This window comes from Chitinophaga sp. S165 (assembly GCF_003182155.1).
Lineage (GTDB): Bacteria > Bacteroidota > Bacteroidia > Chitinophagales > Chitinophagaceae > Chitinophaga.
The window spans coordinates 263,017-287,183 of sequence record NZ_QGTG01000002.1 but is presented as its reverse complement, the minus strand read 5'-3'; the positions used below and the strand labels follow the sequence as shown (position 1 = coordinate 287,183).

Here is a 24,167-nt window from a genome sequence, read left to right as displayed (position 1 = left end):
CTTATGACTTCCCCATTATCCACATCCGTTCTCAAATCCATTTTTTTTAACCAACTTACAGGCCTTTGGGGAATTTTTATGAATAAAGACGATCTATATTGGTTAATATCCACCTCGCCAGCTATACAGATGTTGCGGTTGCGTAATACGCACTGGATCTTACCCTTTTTATATGGTGTTTTTAAGGAGGAGAACAGGTTTTCCATTTCAGAGGTCCAGCTGGTACGCCTGCTGGCCGAAACCCTGGGCCAACAGGACGATGGAACAGAAGATCTGGAAGAAGCTAAGATCAACTTTGGAGAGGATGAGGAAACACGTGCCCGCAAATATATCCTGAACTGGGTACAGAAAAGGCTCCTGCAGGACCTTCCGGATGCCGAGGGAAATACCCAGTACCAGCTCAGCGCCTACACGGAAAAGGTGTTCCAGTGGATGCAGACCTTGCAGCTGCGCCAGCACGTAGGTACAGAAAGCCGTTTCAAACTGTTGTTCAACTCCTTACGGGATATAGTAGAAAATACAGAAGACGACAGGGCTAAAAAACTCGAAATACTTAAGAATAAACGGGCTGACATCGATAAAGAGATCAAAGCCCTGGAACTGGGTATTGTACCCGACAGGTATAACAACGCGCAGGTGGAAGAGCGTCTGGAGCTATTCACCCGCCTGTGTTATGAGCTGATCAGCGATTTTCGGGAGGTAGAAGATAACTTTAAAGCTATCCACCGTACTATCGTAGAGCAACACACCAAAGCTGAACAAAATAAGGGTGCCATTATCGGCTTTGCCTTCGAAGCGTATGACTCTCTGCGTAACAGCAATCAGGGTAAGAGCTTCTATGCTTTCTGGGACTTCCTCATCTCCCGCGCAGGGCAGGAGGAATGGCGGGAACTAACAGACCAGTTGCTGCATACCATGAACGAAAGAAAGATCAGTGGTGATGAGCAGTTCCTGCAAAATATCAAATCCCTGTTGCTTCAACAGGGTAAAACTGTATATGATGCCAACGATAAAATGGCTGAAAAGCTCAGCCGTATTATCTCTGAGAAGGAAATAGCCCGGCATAGACGCCTCCGTAAGCAGATCCTTAACATTAAGGAATTTGTCTTCGACCTTATCGAAGAGGAGGATAACATTGACTGTGGCATTACGTTGGATGATAGCGTTGGTATCAGGATGGTGATGGATAAGAAACTGGCGCTGGAACAAAAGAAAGGTACAGTAGAGGTAAAACAACCGGCCAACGCGACAGAACAGATAGAAGACATTACAAGGTTCAGCAGGTTATTGAATACTTCCTTTATCAGCCGGAAACAGCTATGGGAGAAAGTGGAACATGCGTTGAAAGACAAGCAGACGGCTACATTAAAAGAAGTACTGGAACATTCTCCACTGGAGAATGGATTGGCGGAGATCATCAGTTATTATGATTTCCTGCGTGAGAAAGCGAGCCGCGCTTACATCGTGAAAAACACGACAGAGCTGATTCCGTTGAATGCTGAACAGACAAAATTTGTAGAAGTTCCCTATTTATTATTTGGTAAATAACAGAGCGGATTATGAGCACACCTAAAATATTACCTTATGCGTCGGTAGTGGTGAAACTGCTGAAAGGGCCTGTTGAGTACGTGGAAAAAGGCGCCTGGGAAAAGTTGCTGCAATACAAGGTCGAACTGACCGGTTTTCTGCAACAACTGGGACTGCTCCTGGTACTGGACGAACAGGATGGCTACGCTTTCGTAAAACATGCACTGACTGAAGATGATGAAGCATACGTAAGCTGGACACAAAGACGTTCTTTCAGTTACGAAGAAAGCATCATGCTGGTACTGCTCCGGGAAATGATGGCCGAATTTGAGATCAGTGAATCAGCTTCACGTGAGCTTATCAAAAAACGGCGGGAAATTAAAGAATACGCAGAGCTGTTCTTTAAAGAAGGCGCCAGCCGTATCAAGTTCCTCAAAGAAATAGACAGGTTAATAGATAAAGTAGAAGAAAGCGGTTTCCTGCACAGAATAGAAAACCATGAAGTAATAGACGAACAGAAGTTCAGGATAAGAAAGATCATCAAGTCAAAAGTGGACAGTGAGGCACTGGAAAGTTTTCAGCAGCAGCTAATGGCGCATGCCGGTGTTGTAGCAGCTGAATAATATACCTGTAAAAACCTTTTATTAGCACAATGCAGTTAAACGTTTTTAGTACTGACAATCAGAAGAGTGGATTCCGCCTGCAATACCTTGAGGTATTCAACTGGGGTACATTCGACGAACATATTCATAGTATCAAACCGAACGGTGAAACCAGCCTGCTGACGGGCGCCAATGGTAGTGGTAAGACCACTTTCATTGATGCCCTGCTAACGCTGATGGTACCGGAAAAGAAATACCGTTTCTACAACCAGAGTAGTGGCAGTGAAAAGAAAGGCGATAGAACGGAAGACTCCTATGTAATGGGTGGATATGGTATGGTCAACAACGAGGCGACCGGTGTAACCAAAACCCTTTATCTCAGAGAAAATAAAGAAGACGCCTACAGCATTCTGCTGGCCAGCTTCGCCAATGAAGCCGATCAGGCAGTGACGCTCTTCCAGGTAAGATATTTCGTGAACGGGGATATGCGTAAGATCTTTGGCGTTGCCCATCGTGCCATGCATATCGCTGACGATTTTAGTCCCTTTGACCTGGGAGGCGTATGGAAACGCCGTATCGACCAGTTGTACAATAAAGGCGGCCGCAGACAAGTGGAATGGTTCGATGCCGCAAGTAAATACGCACAGCGTATGGTAGACGCTCTGGGTATGCAAAGTATTCAGGCGTTACAGCTGTTCAACCAGACCGTGGGTATCAAGGTATTGGGTAACCTGGATGATTTCATCCGTACCAATATGCTGGAGCCGCGTAATATGGAAGAACAGTTCCAGGAGCTAAAGAAACACCTTACTACCTTACTGGATGCCCAGCGTAATATCGAAAAGGCAGAAGAACAGATCCGCTTACTGGAACCTGTCAGAGATCATCATGAGAATTTCTCTTCTTATCAGACGAGTATTACGCAGTTAAAACAGGAGTTGAATACCGCAACTATCTGGAATAGCTTTACGCGTAACCAGCTGCTTACACAGGCCTTGTTTGAGCGCAGGCAGGAAGTGCAGGCGCTGCTGAAGAAAATTGAAGAAGCCAAGATCAATATGGCCGATCTGCTGGAGCAGGAACGTACTACACTGAACCTTTTAGAGCAGAATAAAGCCGGACAACGTTTGCAGCAACTGGAAAAAGAGATCCAGGATTTCGAAAAGAAACGTGTAGAAACGGAAGAAAATCTGAAAGAGTTTTCCGCCTGGTGCGAAACGCTGCACCTGAAGGAAAATGATATGAACGATGAAGCTACCTATCAGCGGATATTGAAAGAGGTACATCGTTCTTCCCTGAAACTGGAAACCGAACAACGACTGAACGAAGAAGATGAATACAGCGCCAAGAGAGTAAAGGAACGTGCAGATAGTGAAAAGGAAACGCTGGAGAAGGAGATAGAAATGCTGCACCAATCGCGCAATAATATTCCTTCCCATCTTGTAGCATTACGTAAGGAGATCTGCAACAACCTGAAGATCGATGTAGGTGAGATCCTGTTTGCAGGAGAGCTGATCCAGGTAAAGGCAGAAGAAATTGAATGGCAGCCTGCCCTGGAGAAATTACTGCATTCTTTCTCTTTGCGCCTGCTAGTGCCCGAGAAACATTACAAGAAGGTAACTTCTTACGTGAATAGTAACAACCTGCGCACACGCCTGGTGTATTATCAGATCAAGGAATCTGCACTGACGCTGTACCCTGAAGATGACACTGTATATCATAAACTCGATTTCCATCCTGATCATAAGTTAAGTCCCTGGGTCCAACAACAGATCATCCAACACTTCAGCTATGTATGTGTAGATAGTGAAAAGGGATTACAGCGAAACGACATGGCCATCACTGTCGAAGGCCTGATCAAGAATCGTGACAGGCATGAAAAGGATGACAGAGGCGGTAGCAATGATGCTTCCCGTTATGTAATGGGCTGGAATAATGAACGTAAAAAGGATGCCCTGATCTCTAAGAGAAATAAGCTCAACGAAGCGATCATAGCCTCTAATGAGATCCTGCAAACCTGTAAGTCAAGATCCGCCCGTTTACAAAAACAGTTCTATGCTGTAGGACGTCTGAAAGAACATAAAGGGTTTGACGAGATCAATGTCGGTAAGATCCAGAAGAGTATCCGTAAAGCACAGGAGCAGATAGGTTCACTCACAGATGAGAACCAGGAACTGGATGCGCTGAAGCAACAATTGCTGGATATTGAACGACAGAAGGAAGACAACCAGGAAGTACAGGCCATGCTGATCAGGAATGAAGCGCTGGAACAGCGTAACATTACTGATATGGAAGAAGAGCAGCAGGCAATGCAGCACTTGTTGCAGCATATCACTGAAACCGATAAGGATGAACTGCTGAATTTTCAGCAGCAACATAGTCACCTGTTAGGTAACGTCACGCTGGAGAATATCGCAGGCATTTATAAGTCGTTGCGTGAAAATAAAGAGCAGGACCTTAAACTGGCAGAAGATGCCCGTCATAAGGAAGAGGTGATGTTGAACAGAAGTATCAACCGCTTGAAGAGCCCTTCTGCGGAAGTATTACAGAAGTTCCCTGACTGGATAGCCGATGTACAGGCGCTTTCTGACGATGCCGTACATGCTACTGAATACATCGAGTGGCTGAATAAGCTGACAACCGATAACCTGCCGAGGTTCAAGAAAGACTTCGAAAGTTATATCAACGTTACGATCACTTACAAGATCGGCGGACTGAATGAAGAAATGGAGAAGTGGGAGCGGGATATTACCAATACTATCCAGAAGCTGAATCACTCACTGAGCGGTATCAACTTTAACCGCTTACCGGATACTTATATTCAGTTGGTTAAACGCCCGGTAGCTTCCGGTTCTGAAGTACGGGAGTTTAAGGGACGTTTGCTGGATGCATTACCACAGGCAGCTAACTGGCAACAGAGCAGCTTTGAAGAAAAGGCGCAGCATTTCCGGGAAAAGGTACAGCCGCTTATTTCCGCATTGGACGAAAGCGAAGCTTACCGTGCCCGCGTACTGGATGCCCGTAACTGGTTCGAGTTTTGGGCCGATGAACGTTTCAGGGAAACGAATGAGTCCAAGAAGATCTACCGGCAGATGGGACAGCTGTCCGGAGGTGAGAAGGCACAGCTGACGTATACCATCCTGTGTAGTGCTATCGCTTACCAGTTTGGTATTACCCGGGAAGGCAAGAATGCGCGGAGTTTGCGCTTCATTGCAGTAGATGAAAGCTTCAGTAACCAGGACGAGGAAAAAGCAACTTACCTGATGGAGCTTTGTAAACAGCTGCATCTGCAATTATTGGTGGTGACGCCGAGTGATAAGATTTCGATCGTGCAGAATTTCATTGCACATGTACACCTGGTACAGCGTGTGAACGGGCGTCATAGCGTGTTGTATAATATGACCGTGAAAGAGTTGCAGGATAAAATAGAGGAAAAAGAAGTAGCTGTCTGATCTATCAGGATATTATTATTAAACTCCGCCGGTAAACCTAAGAAGGTCACTGACGGAGTTTTTTATTTTCATTAATAACTCATTTCTACTATTCTCTCAACATCGCCAGGTGTCAATGCCTTTCTCTCACCTAAACCGTTCCAGCCTCTTTCTGTAAATTTCCGGGAGATGGTTTGGGCCGTTCCTTCATACGATTCTGTGTATTCAGACAGCTTAGTGCTAATGTCCAGGGAGTGAAAGAACTCTTCTGTCATCCTGATACCGGCAGTAGCCTGCTCTTCCAGGCTCATCGCAGTTACATTCCAGACACGTTCGGCATATTGCGCCAGTTTCTCCTTTTTACTGTTGAAGTTATAGCGATAATGGGAGGGGGCGATAATAGCCAGTGTTCGGGCGTGGTCTATTCCAAACATGGCAGTTAGTTCATGCCCCATAGCATGTACCGCCCAGTCGGTAGGCACTCCCTTCTGTATCAGTCCGTTGAGCGCCATGGTGCAGCTCCACATAAAATTAGCGGCAGCCTCATAGTCGGACGGGTTCTTTATTACCCGGGAAGCCACTTCAATAAGCGTTTGCATAATACTTTCCGCGAACCTGTCCTGCAATAACGCACCTGCCGGATAGGTCATATATTGTTCCAGCACATGCGTGAACGCATCGGTAATACCATTGGCTAGCTGACGTTTCGGGATGGATGCCACCACCTGCGGGTCGAGAACGGAAAACTGTGGAAAGAGTCCCGGGCCGCCCATAGAGAATTTCTCCTGTGTTTCTTTTCTGCTGATCACGGCTCCGGAATTCATTTCCGAAGCGGTAGCCGGTAATGTTAAAACGGTTCCGAAAGGCAATCCCTGTTTGGTGACGATCTTTTTGGACAGTATATCCCATGGTTCATCGCCCTCATAAAGTGCTGCAGATGACAGGAATTTTACCCCGTCAATAACGGAACCCCCGCCAACTGCAAGCATAAAGTCAATCTTTTCATCTTTGATGACTTTTAAGGCTTTGAGTAGTATTTCATATTCCGGGTTAGCGGGAATGCCACTAAACTCCAGTACTGTAAATCCCTTTAAGGCATCTTTTACCTGATCGTAAATGCCGTTTTGTTTAATGCTGCCACCTCCGTAAAGCATCAATAGTTTTGCACCGGCAGGAATTTCCTTTGCGAGATTGGCAATTTGTCCTTTGCCAAAGAGGATCTTTGTTGGATTCCTGAATTCAAAATTTAGCATGTGGGCTCTGTTTGTTAATATATCTGTGTAGCTCGGTTCAACACACCGTAAATGTAAAACCGTGTGTAATATGATTAACATGCTGCTACAATAAATAGTTGAAGGGAATGGAAAAATAGAAAGCAAAACTAGTGTAAAAGCATGTCAGAATGACCCGAAATTGATATTTGACGAGGTCAATAATGCGTATGGCGTCCTTAAATTAAATTTTGCTGTTTATTGATTATTAATTAGATAAAATATTGACTTAATCAATTATGTGTCTTTCGGAGCAATTTAGGATAGCCTGGCGGTTTTGGCAGTTAACACATAACAGATACTTCATGTTTTTTAGCAAAACTTTAGATTTAACAGTTCTATCTTGTGCATGAAACAGGAAACAACAGACTATGATAAGAGCATATAAGCTATACACAGCCGAAGACGGACATTCTCATTTTACGGTAGGTACAGTAACAAACCGGGATGTCAATGAAGCAGATTCTATCATGTTCAACGAAACTGCCCCACGTTCCACCTATGACTGGCATCCAGCGCCGACTACCCAGTACGTTATTACCCTATCCGGCACGTTGTTGTTTGAGACTCATCTGGGAGAACAGTTTACCCTGAGACCGGGAGAAATTCTTATCGCAATGGATACACATGGCACCGGGCATAAATGGGAGATGCTGGGTGATGATCCCTGGAGAAGGGTATATGTGACTTTTAAAGATGTGGTAGATATCAATTTTGTGCCTGATGAGAACTAACGGTAAGTAGTGATCTGTTTTATGGGATAGCGTCAAATAAAGAGACGTTTTATTTTATATCTGATACGGTACCATAGCGGAGCTCTTTCTATTCCTCCCATTACCGTCGGTTCCATGGTGATACATAGCGTTGGCTCGTCAGTCAAATGCCTGGTATCTGTGCGTGAAAGAAAAACTTCCTGCGTATAAAAGCCAACATAAGATATGACCAGTCTGATAGTAGCTTCCGTGTAGACAGCCGGGATCTCTAATTCAAATCTTCCAGAAGTATCTGTAGCGGCGCCTGTTCTTAGCGTATCCAATCTTATGGACGCACCAACCAAGGGATAACCATCTATATCATTTACGATACCGGTTATGCGTGTGATAGTAACTGGTAATTGTAGCACAGGAACTGAGTCAGATATCTCTGGTATAGCTTGTATTTCCTGCGCATTACTTTGGGCCTGTACGGCAGGAATAGCAATAGTAAGTGATGCTACTATTCCAGCAATAGATATTAAAGGCCGCGGACGTCTGCCTGCAGATATACTGATCTCCCTGTTGAGCTGCCCCTTACGGAAGCTCCCGCAGATGTTTCCACGGTTGGTGTTGAGGAATGATATGATTTCTTTGTCACTCATATCTGAGAAATCAGTAACAGTTTTCTGGCAACTTTTACAGAACAATCCTTGTTCTGCAAGAATCATTTTGTCCGATGATTCATGGCATGGTGCGGGGATAGATAAAATATAGGACGATTGTTTTTTCATATGTTTGTTATTAGTATTAACTCAAAATACTGTTTATAGCACCACTAAATTTTTGCCATAACGAAAGTCTCTTTTCTCTATTGTTGTCATATAGAATGCCCCACTTGCCCATGATATTAGGGTCTGAATTTTCCTGCCATGAGGATGGTATCTCAAAATAAAATTCCCCATTTTCATCTGATACAGTGGCGGTCTTTTCGTTATCTAACTGCACCCTGACCGAGACGCCCACGAGACTATCTCCTTTGTTATCTGTCACGATTCCTTTTATAGATCTCCGGACTGTAGCTGATCGTGGATGGGTGGGAGGATGGCTTGTCTCTTTTTCGCCCATTGACAGCGGTATATCCAAATTGGCATGTTGTGCGCTGGCGCGCGGCAGAAAGAAAAAGTATATGGAAACAAATGCGGTTACAAGCAAAGATTTGTAACCGAACTCCGGAAAAATAAGGGTAAAGGATCGTCGTTGTTTCATAGTTATAGGATGTACTAATTTATCAAATTGCATAACACAACTATAAAAAAGGCCGGAACAAATTTCCGGACCTTCAATATCACTGAGTTACATTCCTTAGGAACCGCTCAACCGCGTAAGTGGATAGCTGTCCGCCGGGTCCTTTCAGGTTATAGTCAAATCCATGTGTGCCCCAGGGCAGGGAAAGGAAATAATGTTTGATGCCGTTGGCATTTAGTTTTTTATTAAGCCTGATGCTGTGTTCATAGGCCACCAGCGGATCATTCTCCCCATGTATAATAAGCGTTGGCACTGCATGCTTATCTGCAAATTCTATAGGTGAACTGGCGGCATAATTGCCTGGAACAGCGCTATAAGTTCCTCCCAGGTAGTTCTCCAGTACTTTACGGGAATCCATCACCAGGGGATTAGCGGGAAGTGAATATCCCCACACCATATCTGCCGGACCATAGAAGTCTACTACGCCTTTCAGGCCCGGTACCTTTTGGCGATATGCTGCCAGCAACGCTATCTGTGCGCCGGCAGAGCGGCCTAACAGTACCAGGTTGTTCGTATCTATCTGTAAGGCCGCGGAATGCTCCCGGAGATAGTCCATAGCGGCATATACGTCTTCAATGGGGGAGGGGCAAAGATAGGCCGGGGCCAGTCTGTAATTGACAGAGGCGACATGATAGCCTGCGTGTGCGAGATAGTTATTGAGTTCAGGCAACTGTTTGCTATCGCCACTGCTCCATGAACCTCCATGTATTACGATCACACAAGGGCGCAGGCCTGTTTGTTGTGCGGGATAGAAATCCAGGGTAGAGGAGGGCAGATCGTCCGGGCGATAGGAGAATGTCTTTGAAGGCACCGGTTGCTGCGGATAGTCCGTTAACATAGTGAGGAAGCTGAAAGGTGTTGTACCGGTATCACTATCCTGCTCGTCAAGGGCAGTATTCATTGCCGCCGGAAGTTCTTTGGCAATGGAATAGGCTCTGAAAATAGGAGTGATCAATATGATGAGGGTAGCAATCCCGATAAGGGTACCTGCCAGCTGATATTTTCCAGGAATGAACCCTGCTACCAGTAGTACGAAGGTGATAGTGATAAATATCCAGGCAAATTCCGCCACACCGATCGCCAGTAACCACAGGTGATAGGTCGGCGCTCTGAAGATGGCTAAAAGAGATACCAGGAAAGCGATACTCATTAAAGTAAGACGAATCATATTTAATATTTACGGAATAGGTAACGCCTGAGTTTCCATCATCCGGAATACGGTATAACGGGCGGTTTATTGTCAGGCATACGCTATCCCGTAAAGATACGAATGATGTGCTTTCCAGGTGTTCAGCCATCCATCCAAAACCGCTTTGACGTCTTGGACAATAACAGTAAATTGAGGGAATAGTACTAAAAAAGTGTGTATATGGCTGAAAGAAAAACGAATTCGTCAAACTTCCAGAATCAGTCCTACCTGGAAAGTAAATGTCCGCTAAATGAGCTGCTGTTTACAATGAGCAGGCGCTGGACCACAGATGTCCTCTTTTGTATAGAGGAAGGTAATAACCGTTTTTCCGGTATCCGTGAAGAGCTGGCCTATATTACCGATCATATATTATCTGACAGGTTAAAAACGCTGGAAAAAAGCGGATTGATCACACGTCATCAGTTTCCGGGCATGCCACCGAAAGTGACTTATTCACTGACTGAACACGGCGTAGAGTTGTGCAATCTATTGAGCAAACTGTGCGATTTTTCAAGTCTGATATATGAAGACAAGGCCATCACTGCCTGAGCAGCGGCTTCCACGTTATGAAGAACTACGGATTTAAGTAATCTTTTTTTGTTACTTTAGGCTAACTAAACACCCGCTATGAAGAAAGTTAGCCTGTATCTAAGCCTCTTGCTGGCTACCCTGTACGCCAGTGCCCAAACTAACGATAAACAGCAACAACAACGTTTTGCCGGCATCGACAAGATGGTGGAAAAAGTATTGTCCGACTGGCATACTGCCGGTGTGGCCATTGCTGTCGTGGAAAGAAATAAAGTCATCTATGCCAAAGGATTCGGTTACAGGGACTATGAAAAAAAGCTTCCTGTTACACCTAATACTATATTCGCTATCGGTTCCTGTAGCAAGGCTTTTACCTCCGGTCTGCTGGGAATATTAAGACAGGAAGGTAAATTGGATTTCGAAACACCCGTACGTCAATACCTCCCTGAATTAGTGTTCAATAACGATGATCTGAACGCCCATGTTACTTTACGTGATATGATGAGTCACCGTACTGGCCTGTCGCGATACGACCTGTCATGGTACCTGTTTGGGGCCAACAGTCGGGATTCTCTTTTATACCGTATCCGTTACATGGTACCAAATGAACCGCTTCGGTATAAATGGCAATACAACAATTTTATGTTCATGGCACAAGGTGTTGTTGCAGAAAAGCTGACCGGTAAAAGCTGGGAAGAAAATATTAAAACACGCATTTTCGATAGCCTGGGAATGTCAAGCAGTACTACCTCTCTGGCGGGTTTCAAATCGCAGGACGCTGCTTTCGGATACAGTGTTGTAAAAGACAGTGTGATCAAAAAACGGCCCTATAAAGATATCACGGCTATAGGTCCCGCAGGTAGTATCAACAGTAATGTCAATGATATGTCGAAATGGGTCATAGCCTGGATCAATGGTGGTAAATACAATGGAAAGCAGGTACTACCTGCCAGTTACGTGTCGGAGGCCATCAGCTCACAGATGCCAATGCCAGCCAGTCTCCCGGTAAAAGGTTTGCCCAATGACATCTTTGGAGATGCCTACGGCCTGGGATGGATGTTATCTTCCTATCGTGGCCACTACCAGGTAGAGCATGGTGGAAATATCGATGGATTTTCTGCCAATACCTGTTTTTTCCCATCAGATAGTATCGGCATTATTGTCCTCACAAACCAGGATGGATCTCCTGTTCCGGGGCTTATCAGAAATATATTTTCTGACAGACTACTGGGCACAAAATACTATGCCTGGAGTGATACTGCTATGAAGAAAAGAAATGACATGAGAGCAATGCAGAAAGACGTTAAAAAAGATACTGCGAAAGTGACGGTAAAAGGAGCAGAAGTGATCCGTAAAGATCTGAAGGACTATGCCGGCACTTATGCCAGCAGCGCCTTCGGTAAATTTGAAGTAGTTATAAATAATGATTCGCTCTTCGCCCTGATAGAGGATGAAAAAGAATATCTCAAACATGAACGCTTCGATATCTTCCAGACCTTCACTGTCGATAAAGAAACAGCGCAGATTGATACCGTTGACGGAGGAGGAACAAAGGTGAAATTTAATACAGATCTCAACGGCGATATTACGAATGCTGAAATAGAACTTGGGATAAAAGATCCTGTGATATTTGCCAGAACAGCAAAGCCCATTCCGCTTAACAAAGAAACTTTACAGAAATACATCGGCGTCTATGACTTCGGTGGTATGGAAGGCACCATCCATTTGAAAGGAGAAGATCAATTGATGTTTAATGTACCAGGGCAAATGGACTTTACGTTGGTGCCTGTTGAAAAAGATAAATTTGCTTTGAAAGAATTCAGAGGGTTTGCTGTAGAATTCAGTGTAAATGAGAAGGGAGAAGTAACCGGAATGACATCTGTTCAACCTAATGGAAGATATAAGGCTAATAAGAAGAAATAAAATAATGGAAGTTTATTACTATAAATGAGAATGCCGCGAAGTACTTCGCGGCATTCTCATTTATAGTTTACCTGGATCATCTTGAGGCTTTCAGCCGGAACTCGATGTTCACCGCTGAATTGATCAGTTTATCCTGCATGGATTTATCAGCCCTGTATGTCATTCCCCACAGTGTTCTGTCAATATTGAAGTTTGCCAGTGCAGTGATCTCACCTTTCTCAAATTTGATGATAGCAGGGAAGGAGATATTTTTAGTAATGTCCTTAATTGTCAGATTACCCTGTACGGTATAATTTGCGTTCTTCATTAATACTTCATTCCCTACAGAAGGAGTAAAATCGGAGATGCTGGTGATCTCAAAAGTAGCGACCGGAAAATTAGCCACGTCAAAGAACAAAGGACCCTTCAACTCGTTTTCAAGTTTGCGTTGCAGTACGGTGTCTGTTTTAGAGAGATCAACATTTCCGAGGGAACTCATTTTGATAACGATGTTCCCGCCGGTGATCATTGTATCTTTCACAAACAGTTTTCCTTCCTGTACTTTAAAGTAGCCAATGTGTTTCCCGGTCGGCTTGGTGCCGATCCACTGTATCGTACTGTTAGTGGTATCTACCTGGTACGAGTTCCCTTCACTCTCTTTTACCGGATGAGCTTCTGTAATGGTTGCTTTATCAGCTTTGGGTGCCTGTTCGCAGGCTACCGCAAAAATGATCAGCATGATGGAAAGTATATATTTCATAAACAAATTATTCGGTCAGCTACCGGCCACTTCGCGGTTCCCAACCCATACGAATCTCCTCAGTATGAATTCCGGATTGGTGAAGCTCGCATTTCCTGCAGGATTACCTCCTGTCACATGAAAATCAGAAAAGGCCGCGTGTTGGTTTACCCAGATGAACCCGGTAAAGTTAAATGATACAGGCGTAAAAACGTTATTCATTTCCTCGGTTATCTTTTCCTTTACTTCCGGGCTGGTCGTATAGGCAGCACAGGTAATAGCGCCATGTTGCTGTGCCATCTGCCGGGCCAGCTGGATCGATTCATTGGTATCCTTCGTTTTTATCAGTAACAAAACCGGGCCAAATAATTCCTGTTCGAAGATGTGTTTATCCGCGCTACTCACTTCCAGGATGGCAGGCGTACAACCACGGGCACGGGTAAACTCTTCATTTACCAATGGTTGTCCTTCGAGGATTACTTTAGCTCCTAGTTTACCGGCATTATGCGCCCTTTGCAGCGTGTTTTCGTTCTGTAATGCACCAAGTGTACCAGCTCCCATTTTAGGGTTGTTAACGAGGCTTACAACTGCATCTCTGAATTTCTGTACTACTTCTTCAAAGGATAATTTTCCATTCGCCGTATTAATACCCTGTCCGGGGATGAAAAAGTTCTGCGGAGCGGTACACATTTGTCCGGAATAAAGGGACACGGAGAATGCCAGGTTCTGCATCACGGCGTCAATATCGGCTACACTGTCCAGTATAACAGAGTTCACACCTGCTTTCTCGGTGAAAACGGTCTTGTTCGGGAGGGATTCTACATAATTTCCGAACTGGCTGCCACCGGTATAGTCTATCAGCTGGATACCTGGGTGTTCACACAGCGTTTTCGTGATCGGCGCTGCGGAGGTATCTGTTGCCAGCTGGCAGAGACTTGGGCTGAAGCCTTTTTCCTGCAATACCTGCTGAATGGCGCTAACCACAATGGCTATCGGCAGGATAGCTTTGGGATGTGGTTTCACGATCACGGGATTGCCGGTTACCAGGTCAGCATATATACCAGGAAGTGAGTTCCATACCGGGAAGGTGGAACATCCGATCACCAGGCCGACGCCTTTTGGAATAGCCCGGAAATGTTTTTTCAGTTGCAGTGAGGTCTTGCCCATCGGCTTTTCCCACACCAGGGACGACGGATACCGGTTACCCTCATGATATCCCATTGCGATCGCTTCCAACGCCCTGTCATTGGCATGTGGGCCCGATGCCTGGAAACTCATCATGAAACTCTGGCCGGTGGTGTGCATAGTGGCATAGGCAATATCAAAGAAGCGTTCCTTTACGCTTTCGAGGGTCTCTACCAGTATGTCGGCGCGCACGTCTACCTGGGTGTTACGCCATTGCGGGGCGGCGGCCATTGCCCTGTTCACCAGCTCGTCGGCAGTGAACAGCGGGTAGGTGATGCCCAGGGCTTCCTGGGTGAAGGGAGATACTTCTTCTCCCGCCCAGCTGGTTTCCCCCGGTTGCAGCAATTGTTTGTAAGGCTTCTGCAGCAGATCTTTATAACGGGCTTCGCCCTGCTCTGCTGCATTTTCGCCATAGGCTTTAGGGTGTTCCGGATACTGTGAATAGAAAGCGCGTTCATGATTCGCCTTAACGGCGCTTTCAATTGTGTTTTGGTGTTTGATGTTAAACATATGTGGAATTTGTGGATTGATTAACTGCTAATGGTCCAATCACCTCACCAATGAAAACTTATTATCATTGTAATATTCATCCGGTCTTAGTTTCAAAGGATGATTACGTTGGTATTGCAAAAAGGTGTCATATTCTTTCTTGTGCATGGTAGTCCAGGCCCTGTAAGCTGGCTGGTTTGCCACCGGGCCGAACATCCACTGATTGTAAGCTTCGAACATACCCTGTTTCAGCAGGCTGCGTTGAAAATCGAACAGCGCATACGGGAACTTCACTCCGGCAAAGTTGTACCAGTCCAGCAGGAAGCGGGTACGTAACATGACCAGCGTTTCCGGATCGATACCTGACATCACTACACTGGCCTGTTTGCCCATAGAGGCTTTGTAGGAAGACAGAAAATCAGCCGTAGGCTTTTTCCTGTTCTTCATATCGTTCTCGTCTTCTATGGCTTTAGTGAGCAGGGACGGATCATTATATAAAGATTTATAAGCGTCCAGCAGCAGATTCCTTACTTCAGCCGTACGGGCTGTGTAACTTTCCAGGTTCACAAAGACCTCACCGTAAATGATCACCCATATTGGGTTGTTCATGTACACATATGCTTTGATAGCATTGTAGTAGTTACCGGGGAAGTTCGGGGCCTTTTCAATGCCTTTCAGGTAGCTGCCCATACCACCCTCGAATACTTTCAGGAACATGAGCAACTGTCCGTTGTCATTGTATAGCTCCCCGCTTTCCGGGAATTTACGTAATGCCTTTTCATACAGCTTCTGGGCTGTTTTCCATTCCTGCCTGGATTGATAAATATTCCCCGCTATCTGGAATGTCTGCTCATCGGCTTCTTTCTTATTCAGTATGGGCTCTATTACATTTTTAGCCTTATTCATATCTCCCTGGAGATAATAGGCAAAGCCGAGTTGTTTTTTGTATTCTATGTTGTCCGGCTCCTGTTGCAATGCCTGGTTCAGTACCAGGATAGCATTGGAATAATCGCCGTCGCGTATAAATCCTGTGGCTGTGTTGTACAATTCCCTTGCATCCTGAGCGGATACACTTATTACAGATGAAATTAATATGGCTGTAAATAAGCCCATTTTCAATAAAGATGCCCTCATATTCATGCCTGTCAGACGTTTGCTGTAAAAATAAAGAAAAAATGTGCCAAACATTCAGAAGGGGGTGGAGAAAGCAAGTTTAGGCAACAGGGCATTATTGTCTTTGTAACGATACGTCTTTGGCCTGATCAGGATCGATCTCTATATCCAAAGGCCCTCTACGCCGTTGTTAGCCGTACTTTCTATATCGATCGATATAGAAAGTACGGGCTAACAACGGCGTAGAGGGCCTATAGGATATAGGATGAATCAAATTTTGTTGCTGTATGAAGCTGTTTCTATTAGAGGATTTTGTGCCGTTTGAGAGTAAAACATACGTTAAACAGGAACGCCTGCCAGGAAGTGATATACTCCCCGGCAGGCGCCATAATTATATGATCAGAATACTTAAATCGTCTGTGAAATAAGGCCATCACGCAGTTTCGGCTCGAACCAGGTGCTTTTTGGCGGCATTACATTACCGCTATCGGCAATGTCGAACAGTTGCTGGATGGTAACAGGATACAGTGCAAAGGCCACCTTCATTTCACCGCTGTCCACTCTCTTCACCAGTTCCTGCAAGCCGCGGATGCCACCAACGAAGTCGATGCGTTTGTCGGTACGCTGGTCTTTGATACCCAGGATCTTGTCCAGCACATTGTTGGAAAGGATGGTCACGTCCAGGATGCCAATAGGATCTGTGGTATACGTACCTTCTTTAGCCACCAGGCGGTACCACTTGCCGTCAATATACATGCTGAATTCGTGTAGCATGGTCGGTTGCTGTGGCAGGTGACCGATAGCTTCTACGGTAAAGTCATATTCCAGGCGGGAGATCAGCGCTTCTTTGGTCAGTCCGTTGAGGTCTTTTACCAGTCTGTTATAATCCAGGATCACCAGCTGGCTGGCCGGGAAGATCGTGGTCAGGAAGAAATTGGCCGGATCGTCTGTAGAGATCATCTGTTTTTCTTCAAATTCCTTCTGTACCAGAGATGCAGATGCAGCACGGTGATGCCCGTCAGCAATATATGTATGCGGTACTTTGGAAGCGAAGAGGGAAGTGATCTCATTTACAGCGGCCGGCTCGTTCACTACCCAAACTGTATGCTGGATGCCATCGGCAGCGGTAAAATCATAAGCCGGTTTGTGGGCATGTACCCAATGCTCTATGAGTGAGTTTACTTCAGGAACATCGTTATAGGCCAGGAATACGTTTCCGGTCTGTGCACGGGTGGTCTTGATATTGTTGATACGGTCCAGTTCTTTGTCGGGACGGGTAAATTCATGTTTTTTGATGATCCCCATATTGTAGTCCGATACGGAAGATGCACATACAAGCCCTGTCTGCGTACGGCCGTTCATAATGAGGCGGTAGATGTAATAGCAAGGCGCATCATCCTGGAAGAGGGTACCCTCTTTGATAAATTTCTGCAGGTTCTCTGCCGCTTTATCGTATACGGCCTGACTATGCGCATCGGTACCTTCAGGAAGGTCAATTTCCGATTTGGAAACATGGTAAAACGAGTACTGGTTACCAGCAGCTTCTGCTTTGGCCTCTGCTGCGCTGAGCACATCGTAAGGGCGGGCAGCTACTTTTTCTGCGAGTTCCTGAGTAGGTCTTAATCCTCTGAACGGTCTGATGATTGCCATGATATTAGATTGTTAGGCCGCAAAAGTAACTAATTAATTTTTCCCGTCTAAGTACTTGTATGTGTTTGAATTGTCGAAAATAGCAAAGGGCCCTGCAGCGCAGGACCCTTTGTTTATATGATATTACTATATTCTAAATTACTATGCTTTCTTCAGGCTGAAGTACTTCATGGCTTCCACCAGTACTTCTACACTTTCGAAAGGCAGTGCATTATAGAGAGAGGCGCGGAAACCACCTACCAGGCGATGTCCTTTGATGCCTACGATATCTTCTTTCTTGCAGAACTTCAGGAATTCTTCTTCCAGTTCAGGTTTATCCATGATGAACGATACGTTCATACGGCTCCTGTCTTCTTTCTGCACGGTACCACGGAACAGCGGGTTCTGATCGATCTCGCTGTACAACAGCGCTGCTTTCTTTTCGTTCTGTATTTCCATAGCAGCTGCGCCACCTTGTTCTTTCAGCCAGCGGAGCGTGAGCATGGAGATGTAGATCGCAAATACGGGAGGGGTATTTAACATTGAACCATTCTCAATGTGATTGCGATAGTCTAGAATGGTAGGAATCTTACGGGTTACCTTACCCAAAATGCTTTTACGAACTGCAACGAGCGTAGTACCTGCAGCGCCCATGTTTTTCTGTGCGCCTGCATAGATGAGAGAGAACTTATTAAAGTCCATGGGGCGGCTCAAGATATCTGAGCTCATATCGGCAACCAGTGGAACATTCGTTTCCGGTATCTTCTGCCATTGCGTACCATAGATGGTATTATTGGTCGTAATGTGCAGATACGTAGATTTCGGGGAAATGTTAAACTGTTTGGGGATGTGGTTATAGTTGCTCTCTTTAGAGCTGCCAGCTACATCCACGAAGCCGTATTGTTTGGCTTCCTTAATTGCCTTATTACTCCATACACCGGTATCGATATAAGAAGCTGTACCATCATTTTCAAGGAGGTTCATGGGTATCTGCATGAACTGCGTAGTAGCACCTCCGTGAAGGTAAAGCACCTCGAAGTCATCCTCGAGTTGCATCAGCTCTCTTACAAGATCCCTTGCCTCATCCAGTACAGCCTGAAACAGCGGTGTTCTATGCCCTATTTCTAAAATTGACATTCCTGAACCCTCAAAGTCAATCAAAGCTTTACTGGCCTTGTACAGCACTTCGTTTGGCAATATGGAAGGCCCTGCGTTAAAATTGTGCACCTTCATAGGTCGTTCTAAGTTAAATAAATTGTTTGCTTGTTCCACTTTGCTTGGTTTTGTCAGAGGAATGGAAAAAAAAGTATGGCATTTCACTTATGATGCTGAACGCGTGTAGGATAAGGCTAAAAAGATAGTACTAACAAAGATAATTTATATTTTTTTAAAATCGAAATTAATTGGGTCGCTCTTTTATTCTTCCTGCCTGCCTATCATAGGTGCTGTGGCTGGCTGAACCGGCGGGTCTGTTATCCTGCCTGCTTTCAGCCTGTTTAAAACCGGCATGCCGGCATTCACCCATGCGGTGTACCAATAGCTGGCCGTGGCGCTGATAGCAGCCCGCATACGGCGTTCCACCATTCCTCCCAACACCGAATGATAGTTCTCTACATAAGTTGTTGCGTAATTTCTCACAAGTTTTCCATTGCGCCTTTCGTGCGCAAATTTCCTGCCGGAGGGATAAGCGTCACTTAGTATTTTTTCCTGCCGCAGTACAGTGTCGGCTGCCATTGCGCTTTCCAGCACGATCTGCCAGGTACTTGTACTGATATCCTTTATATAATGTGCCTTGCCTGCCCAATATCGGAATGACTTATCAGCCATCAGTTCGGGGATCCTGGATTCCCATAATCCGTGGATGCCCTCCTGCCCTGTAAGCTGTCCGTTATGATTGGAACAGGCGTGCAACGGTACATGGGCGTCTCCTACATAGTGGCCGATATCTGCGCTGAGCTTCATGATCTTGTCGGCATCGCCATCGCGGAAGGCCTTTGTTAGCCGCAATACCATCTGCCCGATATACCAGGGCAGGATACCATACCTGTTCAACGTGTCGGCGGTATACCGTATCACGGCTTCCTGCCAGGAACGTGGCAGCTCCGGAAAGGGTGGCCGTCCATAATGATCAATATCTATATAATGACGCGGCCCTTCTTCAGCAATGATATATCTTCTTTTATCTGCATCAGTAGCGTGGGTCGTGAGATATTCAAGATTGGGTTTGTACAGTACCAGCATATCCGGAGGTAATGTAAATACCGCAAGCCGGTTAATACGTTGATGGGCGAAGAATCCCCAACCATATACAGACTGGGAAAAGATGAGCAGACTGATGGTCCGGAAAATGTGGTGCATGATTGTTTGGAATAAGCGGTTAACAAAAAACGGAGCCCATCGGACTCCGTTATAATATTAAATAAAAATGCTGATATTAAGCGTGGGCTTCTTTCTTCTCATGCACTTCGATGTTTGTGACGCCACCGCTCACGGCAAACTTCATAGCTTCTCCGGCAGAGATATTGGTTAGCGGTTTTACCTTGCTGACAGGCACCATAAATACCTTCCCGGTAATGGCGTAGGCATGCGGGACATACACGGCTGTATATCCCTCCAGACCAAGACTGGAAACATCTGCCTGAGTAATGAAACCCATTTCCCATACATCTACACCATAGACCTGTACCAGTACAGGATGATCAAATTTCTTTTTCTCACCGACGAAAGCATCAAAGACGTCTTTGACGGAGGTGTATATATATTTAATAAAAGGTGTTCTTTCCATCAAATGATCGAACAACGCGAAAATGCGGCCGACAATAAAAGAAGAACTCAAGTAGCCGACTACGATCACCAGTGCCAGTACCAATACAAATCCGACCCCTTTGTAACGGAGGTATTTCAGCGGAGTTTCAAGAGGAAGGATCTCTTTAGGAATGATATTGTCAATAGTGACAAAAACCCAGTACAGTGTCAGCGCCGTAACGCCAATGGGTGCCAGTATCAGTAAGCCCTGGAAAAAATACCGTAATACGCGGGCCGCCAGAAGCTTAAGACGTGTTTTAGGAGACATATAATTTAAATGCAGATACGTGTATGATCCGGGAACCCAGGAAAATGAATATCTGACGGCGTCAAAGTTACATCGTTTATTTTATCCGGGACGGTTGATATGTATAAGTCTGTAAAACAGATGGTTATCTAAACAATTAAGCAGTACTGGATAACTATATTAAAAATAATTACGTTGGAAACTATTATCGTTTAAAAAGTTTCCATAGTTTTGTCCCAGCATCGCAAATCAAGTTGGAGACCACTAAGAAAACTATGAAGCCGGGAATGGAATAAACAGCCGCCATTATAAGGATTTACAGAAAAAACCAAGAACGAACACACAAATCACAAAATGGAAATACAGGAACGTATTCTGGATACTGCATTCAGTCTGTTCTGTCAATTCGGAACACGCTCAATCACCATGGATGATATCGCCCAACGTATGGGAGTGTCAAAAAAGACGCTGTATGCACATTTTGCTGATAAGGATGAACTGGTGATGCACGCCATAAGCCGTTATCTCGACAACATGGACAAGGAGTGCATCGAAAATCAGGACAAGGCCTCAAACGCAATTGACGAGCTGTTCCTGGTCATGAAAATGATGGATCAGAGTTTCCGTAACATGAACCCTATTATCCTGTTCGATCTTCAGAAGTTTCATGCCAGGGCTTACCAGGTATTCCAGAATTATATGAACAACAACCTGCAGAAGACAGTAAGACAGAACCTTGAAAGAGGTGTACGTGAAGGGTTGTACAGAACGGATTTTGACATAGGAATTATGACACAGTACCGCCTGGCCACCTCCATGCTGTGTTTCCAGCCAGATGTATTTCCATATGGGAAATACGATATGAGTAAAGTGCAGTGTATCGTGCTGGAACATTTTCTGTATGGCCTGGTATCAGCCGAAGGATATAAACGAGTAGAAGAGAACAAACTACAACTACAGAAATAAACCAATGACCTTTATGCAACTTGACAAAAAGCACGCAGGTTTAACAGGATTCCTGCTGCTGATGATCTTTCACCATGGGATAGCCCAGCAGCAACCAAAACCACCGCTGCAGGAGAATGTTCCGCTGTCTGTAAAGCAGGCAGTTGATTACGCACTGGCCAATCAGGCTACCGTGCGTACAGCCAAACTGGATGAGCTCATTCAGCTGGCTAAAAATAAAGAAGTAAGTGGCCTGGCCCTTCCAAACCTGGCTGGTTCAGGAACCTTTCAGCATAACCCAATCGTACAGAAACAATTGATCGATGCTTCTAACTTCAGCGATACAGTGCCTAAAGGTACCCTGGTGCCTTTTTCATTCGGACTGAAGTTCAATGTGATCGGTGAAGTGACGCTGAAACAGGTGCTATTCGATCCGAGCGTACTGGTAGCCCTGCAGGCCCGCCAAACCCTGGAACAGCTGGCAGCCAAAGGTGTTCAGAAATCTGAGATCGATGTAAAGGCGAATGTGTACAAAGCATATTATAATGTACTCTCTGCACGCCGCGCACTTGAGATCCTGACCAACAACATCACCAACCTGGAAAAACTACTGGGCGAAACGCAGGAGACCTACAAAAATGGCCTTGTTGAAAAGCTAGATGTAGACAGGCTCGTAGTACAGCTGACCAATCTGAAAACAGAAGAAACAAAGCTCCGTAATGTAACAGAAGTAGGTATTGCTGCGTTGAAGTATCAGATGGGTATGCCTATTCAGCAGACTATCACACTCACAGATACGCTGACAACAGCAGAGATCAAATCTGCCGCTACCGCTGAACGTTTTGATTATTCACAGCGCATAGAATACCAGTTGCTGCAGGAACAGCGAAGAGCGTATGAGTATGATCTGAAACGTTATAAACTGGGCGTATTACCTACACTGTCGCTCTTTAGTACTGCCGGTATCAGCCGCGCGAGTGATGTGTTCAACTACTTCGACCGTCAAACCTGGTACGGATATGTGGGATACGGAGTGAACCTCTCATTTACTATTTTCAGCGGGTTACAGCGCAGACGTAAAGAAGATCAGGCGTTCCTGCAGGTAAAGAAAACAGAGATCAGTCTGGAAAATACAAAACTGGGTATTGATATGGAACAGGCGCAATCCAGTTCCAATCTCCGGAATAACATCCTGACACTGGAAGCACAGGAAAGTAACATGGCGCTGGCACAGGAAGTGTACAATACAACACAGGTTAAGTACCGTGAAGGTGTAGGCTCCAGTCTGGAAATGAGCACTGCTGAAAATGAGTTACTCAAGGCGCAGAACAATTACTTCAACGCACTGTACAATGCGGCGATCTCAAAAGTGGATTACCTGAAAGCGTACGGCAAACTGTAAGCTACGCACACAACAACTTAACTATTAACTCTTAATTATATGTCTAAGATATATCGTCCCGCTCTGTTAATTACCGTTCTCATGGCCGCTTGTGGCTCACCTTCGCCTGAGGCCAAACTGGCGGAACTGAAGAAACAGGAAGCTGATCTGAAACAACAGATCGCTACACTGGAAAAAGGTATGAAGAAAACAGACACTACCGAACGTAAAAAGAAATCGGTGGTAGTGGCTGCCGTAGAAGATACTGTATTTGAACACTACATAGATGTACAGGGAAGTGTTGATGCAAGAGAAAATGTGAACGTGTCTTCCAAAGTGCCTGGTATCATCACTGCTATTCATGTAAAAGAAGGTCAGTCTGTATCCAAAGGACAGGCGCTGGCTCAGGTGGATGATCAGATACTGAGGGCCAATATGGCGGAACTGCGTACTCAGCTGGACCTGGCTAATACCATGTTCCAGAAACAACAGAACCTCTGGAATCAGAAGATAGGTTCAGAAGTACAGTACCTGAACGCAAAAACTCAGAAGGAATCTCTCGAAAGGAAGATGGCTACCCTGCAGGACCAGATGGGACAGGCGAGGATCATATCTCCGATCAATGGTACCGTAGATGCGGTGATCATTAAACTGGGAGATAATGCAGCGCCAGGCAGTCCTGCTTTCCGTGTAGTGAATGGCAGCAACCTGCGTGTTATCGCAAACGTTGCTGAAGGTTACGCCAGCAAAGTAAAAACAGGTGATCCGGTAGTACTGGAATTTCCGGACATTGACAAACAGGTACGTACCAAAATAGGTTTCGCTTCAAAAGTGATCGATCCGGTTAGCCGTACTATCAGAGTGGAAATACCTTTGCAGAATGATCCGTCACTGCGTCCGAACATGATCACCCGTTTGAAGATAGTTGATTATGTAGCACCAAAGGCAGTAGTAATACCTGTGAACATCATTCAATATTCCCTGGGTAAACCTTATGTTATCCTGGCCGATAAAGAAGGTGGCAAAATGGTCGCAAAGAGAAGAGAGATCGAAATGGGACGCACCTACAATGATAAGGCGGAAATCAAAACCGGACTGCAAGCTGGCGAACAGATAGTGACTATCGGTTACCAGGGATTGAACGATAATGACCTTATCCAGCTTTAATACTCTAAAACTGGTTT

Annotated in this window: 20 protein-coding genes; 9 read left to right on the top strand and 11 right to left on the bottom strand. The window is 45.3% G+C overall.

What is annotated here, in order from left to right; genetic code table 11:
• The first annotated feature begins 78 nt into the window (after positions 1 to 78).
• From C7475_RS09260 to C7475_RS09250, 3 genes are read left to right on the top strand one after another with little or no spacing between them, the layout of a single operon-like run.
• Positions 79 to 1,548 (top strand): DUF3375 domain-containing protein, encoded by a 1,470-nt coding sequence (locus C7475_RS09260; protein ID WP_110053086.1) that lies wholly within the window; start codon positions 79 to 81, stop codon positions 1,546 to 1,548.
• An 11-nt stretch (positions 1,549 to 1,559) separates the two neighbouring features.
• A complete protein-coding gene (locus tag C7475_RS09255; protein ID WP_110053085.1) occupies positions 1,560 to 2,150 on the top strand; it encodes a DUF4194 domain-containing protein in 591 nt (196 codons plus the stop codon).
• 29 nt (positions 2,151 to 2,179) lie between these two features.
• Positions 2,180 to 5,581 carry an ATP-binding protein gene (locus C7475_RS09250; RefSeq protein ID WP_110053084.1) on the top strand — a complete coding sequence of 1,134 codons (3,402 nt, stop codon included), beginning with the start codon at positions 2,180 to 2,182 and terminating at the stop codon, positions 5,579 to 5,581.
• Positions 5,582 to 5,652: 71 nt separating this feature from the next.
• Here C7475_RS09250 and C7475_RS09245 read toward each other — a convergent pair whose 3' ends face one another.
• Positions 5,653 to 6,813, bottom strand: a complete 1,161-nt coding sequence (locus C7475_RS09245) for an iron-containing alcohol dehydrogenase (protein ID WP_110053083.1) — start codon at positions 6,811 to 6,813, stop codon at positions 5,653 to 5,655.
• 389 nt (positions 6,814 to 7,202) lie between these two features.
• Here C7475_RS09245 and C7475_RS09240 point away from each other — a divergent pair, with 389 nt between their 5' ends.
• The gene (locus C7475_RS09240; RefSeq protein ID WP_110053082.1) at positions 7,203 to 7,565 is read left to right on the top strand and encodes a hypothetical protein; all 363 of its coding nucleotides are present in this window, start codon (positions 7,203 to 7,205) and stop codon (positions 7,563 to 7,565) included.
• Positions 7,566 to 7,597: 32 nt separating this feature from the next.
• On the opposite strand, the gene C7475_RS09235 is transcribed toward C7475_RS09240, so the two are convergent.
• The 3 genes from C7475_RS09235 to C7475_RS09225 form a co-directional block, all read right to left on the bottom strand.
• The gene (locus C7475_RS09235) at positions 7,598 to 8,188 is read right to left on the bottom strand and encodes a carboxypeptidase-like regulatory domain-containing protein (RefSeq protein ID WP_158286465.1); all 591 of its coding nucleotides are present in this window, start codon (positions 8,186 to 8,188) and stop codon (positions 7,598 to 7,600) included.
• A 145-nt stretch (positions 8,189 to 8,333) separates the two neighbouring features.
• Positions 8,334 to 8,825 carry a carboxypeptidase-like regulatory domain-containing protein gene (locus C7475_RS09230; RefSeq protein WP_110053080.1) on the bottom strand — a complete coding sequence of 164 codons (492 nt, stop codon included), beginning with the start codon at positions 8,823 to 8,825 and terminating at the stop codon, positions 8,334 to 8,336.
• Positions 8,826 to 8,871: 46 nt separating this feature from the next.
• Positions 8,872 to 9,999 (bottom strand): alpha/beta hydrolase, encoded by a 1,128-nt coding sequence (locus C7475_RS09225; RefSeq protein WP_110053079.1) that lies wholly within the window; start codon positions 9,997 to 9,999, stop codon positions 8,872 to 8,874.
• Positions 10,000 to 10,200: 201 nt separating this feature from the next.
• Between C7475_RS09225 and C7475_RS09220 the strand changes: the two genes are divergently transcribed.
• Both C7475_RS09220 and C7475_RS09215 read left to right on the top strand, forming a co-directional pair.
• Positions 10,201 to 10,569 (top strand): helix-turn-helix domain-containing protein, encoded by a 369-nt coding sequence (locus C7475_RS09220; protein ID WP_110053078.1) that lies wholly within the window; start codon positions 10,201 to 10,203, stop codon positions 10,567 to 10,569.
• 78 nt (positions 10,570 to 10,647) lie between these two features.
• On the top strand, positions 10,648 to 12,471 hold the full coding sequence (locus C7475_RS09215) for a serine hydrolase (protein WP_110053077.1): 1,824 nt from the start codon (positions 10,648 to 10,650) through the stop codon (positions 12,469 to 12,471).
• A gap of 76 nt (positions 12,472 to 12,547) precedes the next feature.
• Here C7475_RS09215 and C7475_RS09210 read toward each other — a convergent pair whose 3' ends face one another.
• The 7 genes from C7475_RS09210 to C7475_RS09180 form a co-directional block, all read right to left on the bottom strand.
• Complete coding sequence (locus tag C7475_RS09210) at positions 12,548 to 13,210, bottom strand: YceI family protein (RefSeq protein WP_110053076.1); 663 nt, start codon at positions 13,208 to 13,210, stop codon at positions 12,548 to 12,550.
• A 15-nt stretch (positions 13,211 to 13,225) separates the two neighbouring features.
• Positions 13,226 to 14,884 carry a phenylacetic acid degradation protein PaaN gene (paaN, locus tag C7475_RS09205; RefSeq protein WP_110053075.1) on the bottom strand — a complete coding sequence of 553 codons (1,659 nt, stop codon included), beginning with the start codon at positions 14,882 to 14,884 and terminating at the stop codon, positions 13,226 to 13,228.
• A gap of 39 nt (positions 14,885 to 14,923) precedes the next feature.
• Positions 14,924 to 16,003, bottom strand: coding sequence for a lipopolysaccharide assembly protein LapB (locus C7475_RS09200; RefSeq protein ID WP_158286464.1), 1,080 nt, complete (start codon positions 16,001 to 16,003; stop codon positions 14,924 to 14,926).
• 381 nt (positions 16,004 to 16,384) lie between these two features.
• Positions 16,385 to 17,626 carry a DUF1015 domain-containing protein gene (locus C7475_RS09195; RefSeq protein ID WP_110053073.1) on the bottom strand — a complete coding sequence of 414 codons (1,242 nt, stop codon included), beginning with the start codon at positions 17,624 to 17,626 and terminating at the stop codon, positions 16,385 to 16,387.
• Between the two features lie 141 nt (positions 17,627 to 17,767).
• A complete protein-coding gene (serC, locus tag C7475_RS09190; RefSeq protein WP_110053072.1) occupies positions 17,768 to 18,838 on the bottom strand; it encodes a 3-phosphoserine/phosphohydroxythreonine transaminase in 1,071 nt (356 codons plus the stop codon).
• Positions 18,839 to 19,021: 183 nt separating this feature from the next.
• Positions 19,022 to 19,963, bottom strand: a complete 942-nt coding sequence (locus C7475_RS09185) for a zinc dependent phospholipase C family protein (protein WP_110053071.1) — start codon at positions 19,961 to 19,963, stop codon at positions 19,022 to 19,024.
• A gap of 76 nt (positions 19,964 to 20,039) precedes the next feature.
• Positions 20,040 to 20,678 (bottom strand): DUF502 domain-containing protein, encoded by a 639-nt coding sequence (locus tag C7475_RS09180; RefSeq protein WP_110053070.1) that lies wholly within the window; start codon positions 20,676 to 20,678, stop codon positions 20,040 to 20,042.
• A 333-nt stretch (positions 20,679 to 21,011) separates the two neighbouring features.
• On the opposite strand from C7475_RS09180, the gene C7475_RS09175 reads away from it, so the two are divergent.
• Genes C7475_RS09175 through C7475_RS09165 form a run of 3 tightly spaced genes read left to right on the top strand, consistent with a single transcriptional unit; the run spans position 21,012 to position 24,150 of the window.
• Positions 21,012 to 21,623 carry a TetR/AcrR family transcriptional regulator gene (locus C7475_RS09175; protein ID WP_110053069.1) on the top strand — a complete coding sequence of 204 codons (612 nt, stop codon included), beginning with the start codon at positions 21,012 to 21,014 and terminating at the stop codon, positions 21,621 to 21,623.
• 13 nt (positions 21,624 to 21,636) lie between these two features.
• Entirely contained in the window at positions 21,637 to 23,004 is a 1,368-nt protein-coding gene (locus C7475_RS09170; RefSeq protein WP_158286463.1) for a TolC family protein, read from the top strand.
• A 39-nt stretch (positions 23,005 to 23,043) separates the two neighbouring features.
• Positions 23,044 to 24,150, top strand: coding sequence for an efflux RND transporter periplasmic adaptor subunit (locus C7475_RS09165; protein ID WP_110053067.1), 1,107 nt, complete (start codon positions 23,044 to 23,046; stop codon positions 24,148 to 24,150).
• Positions 24,151 to 24,167: the final 17 nt, after the last annotated feature.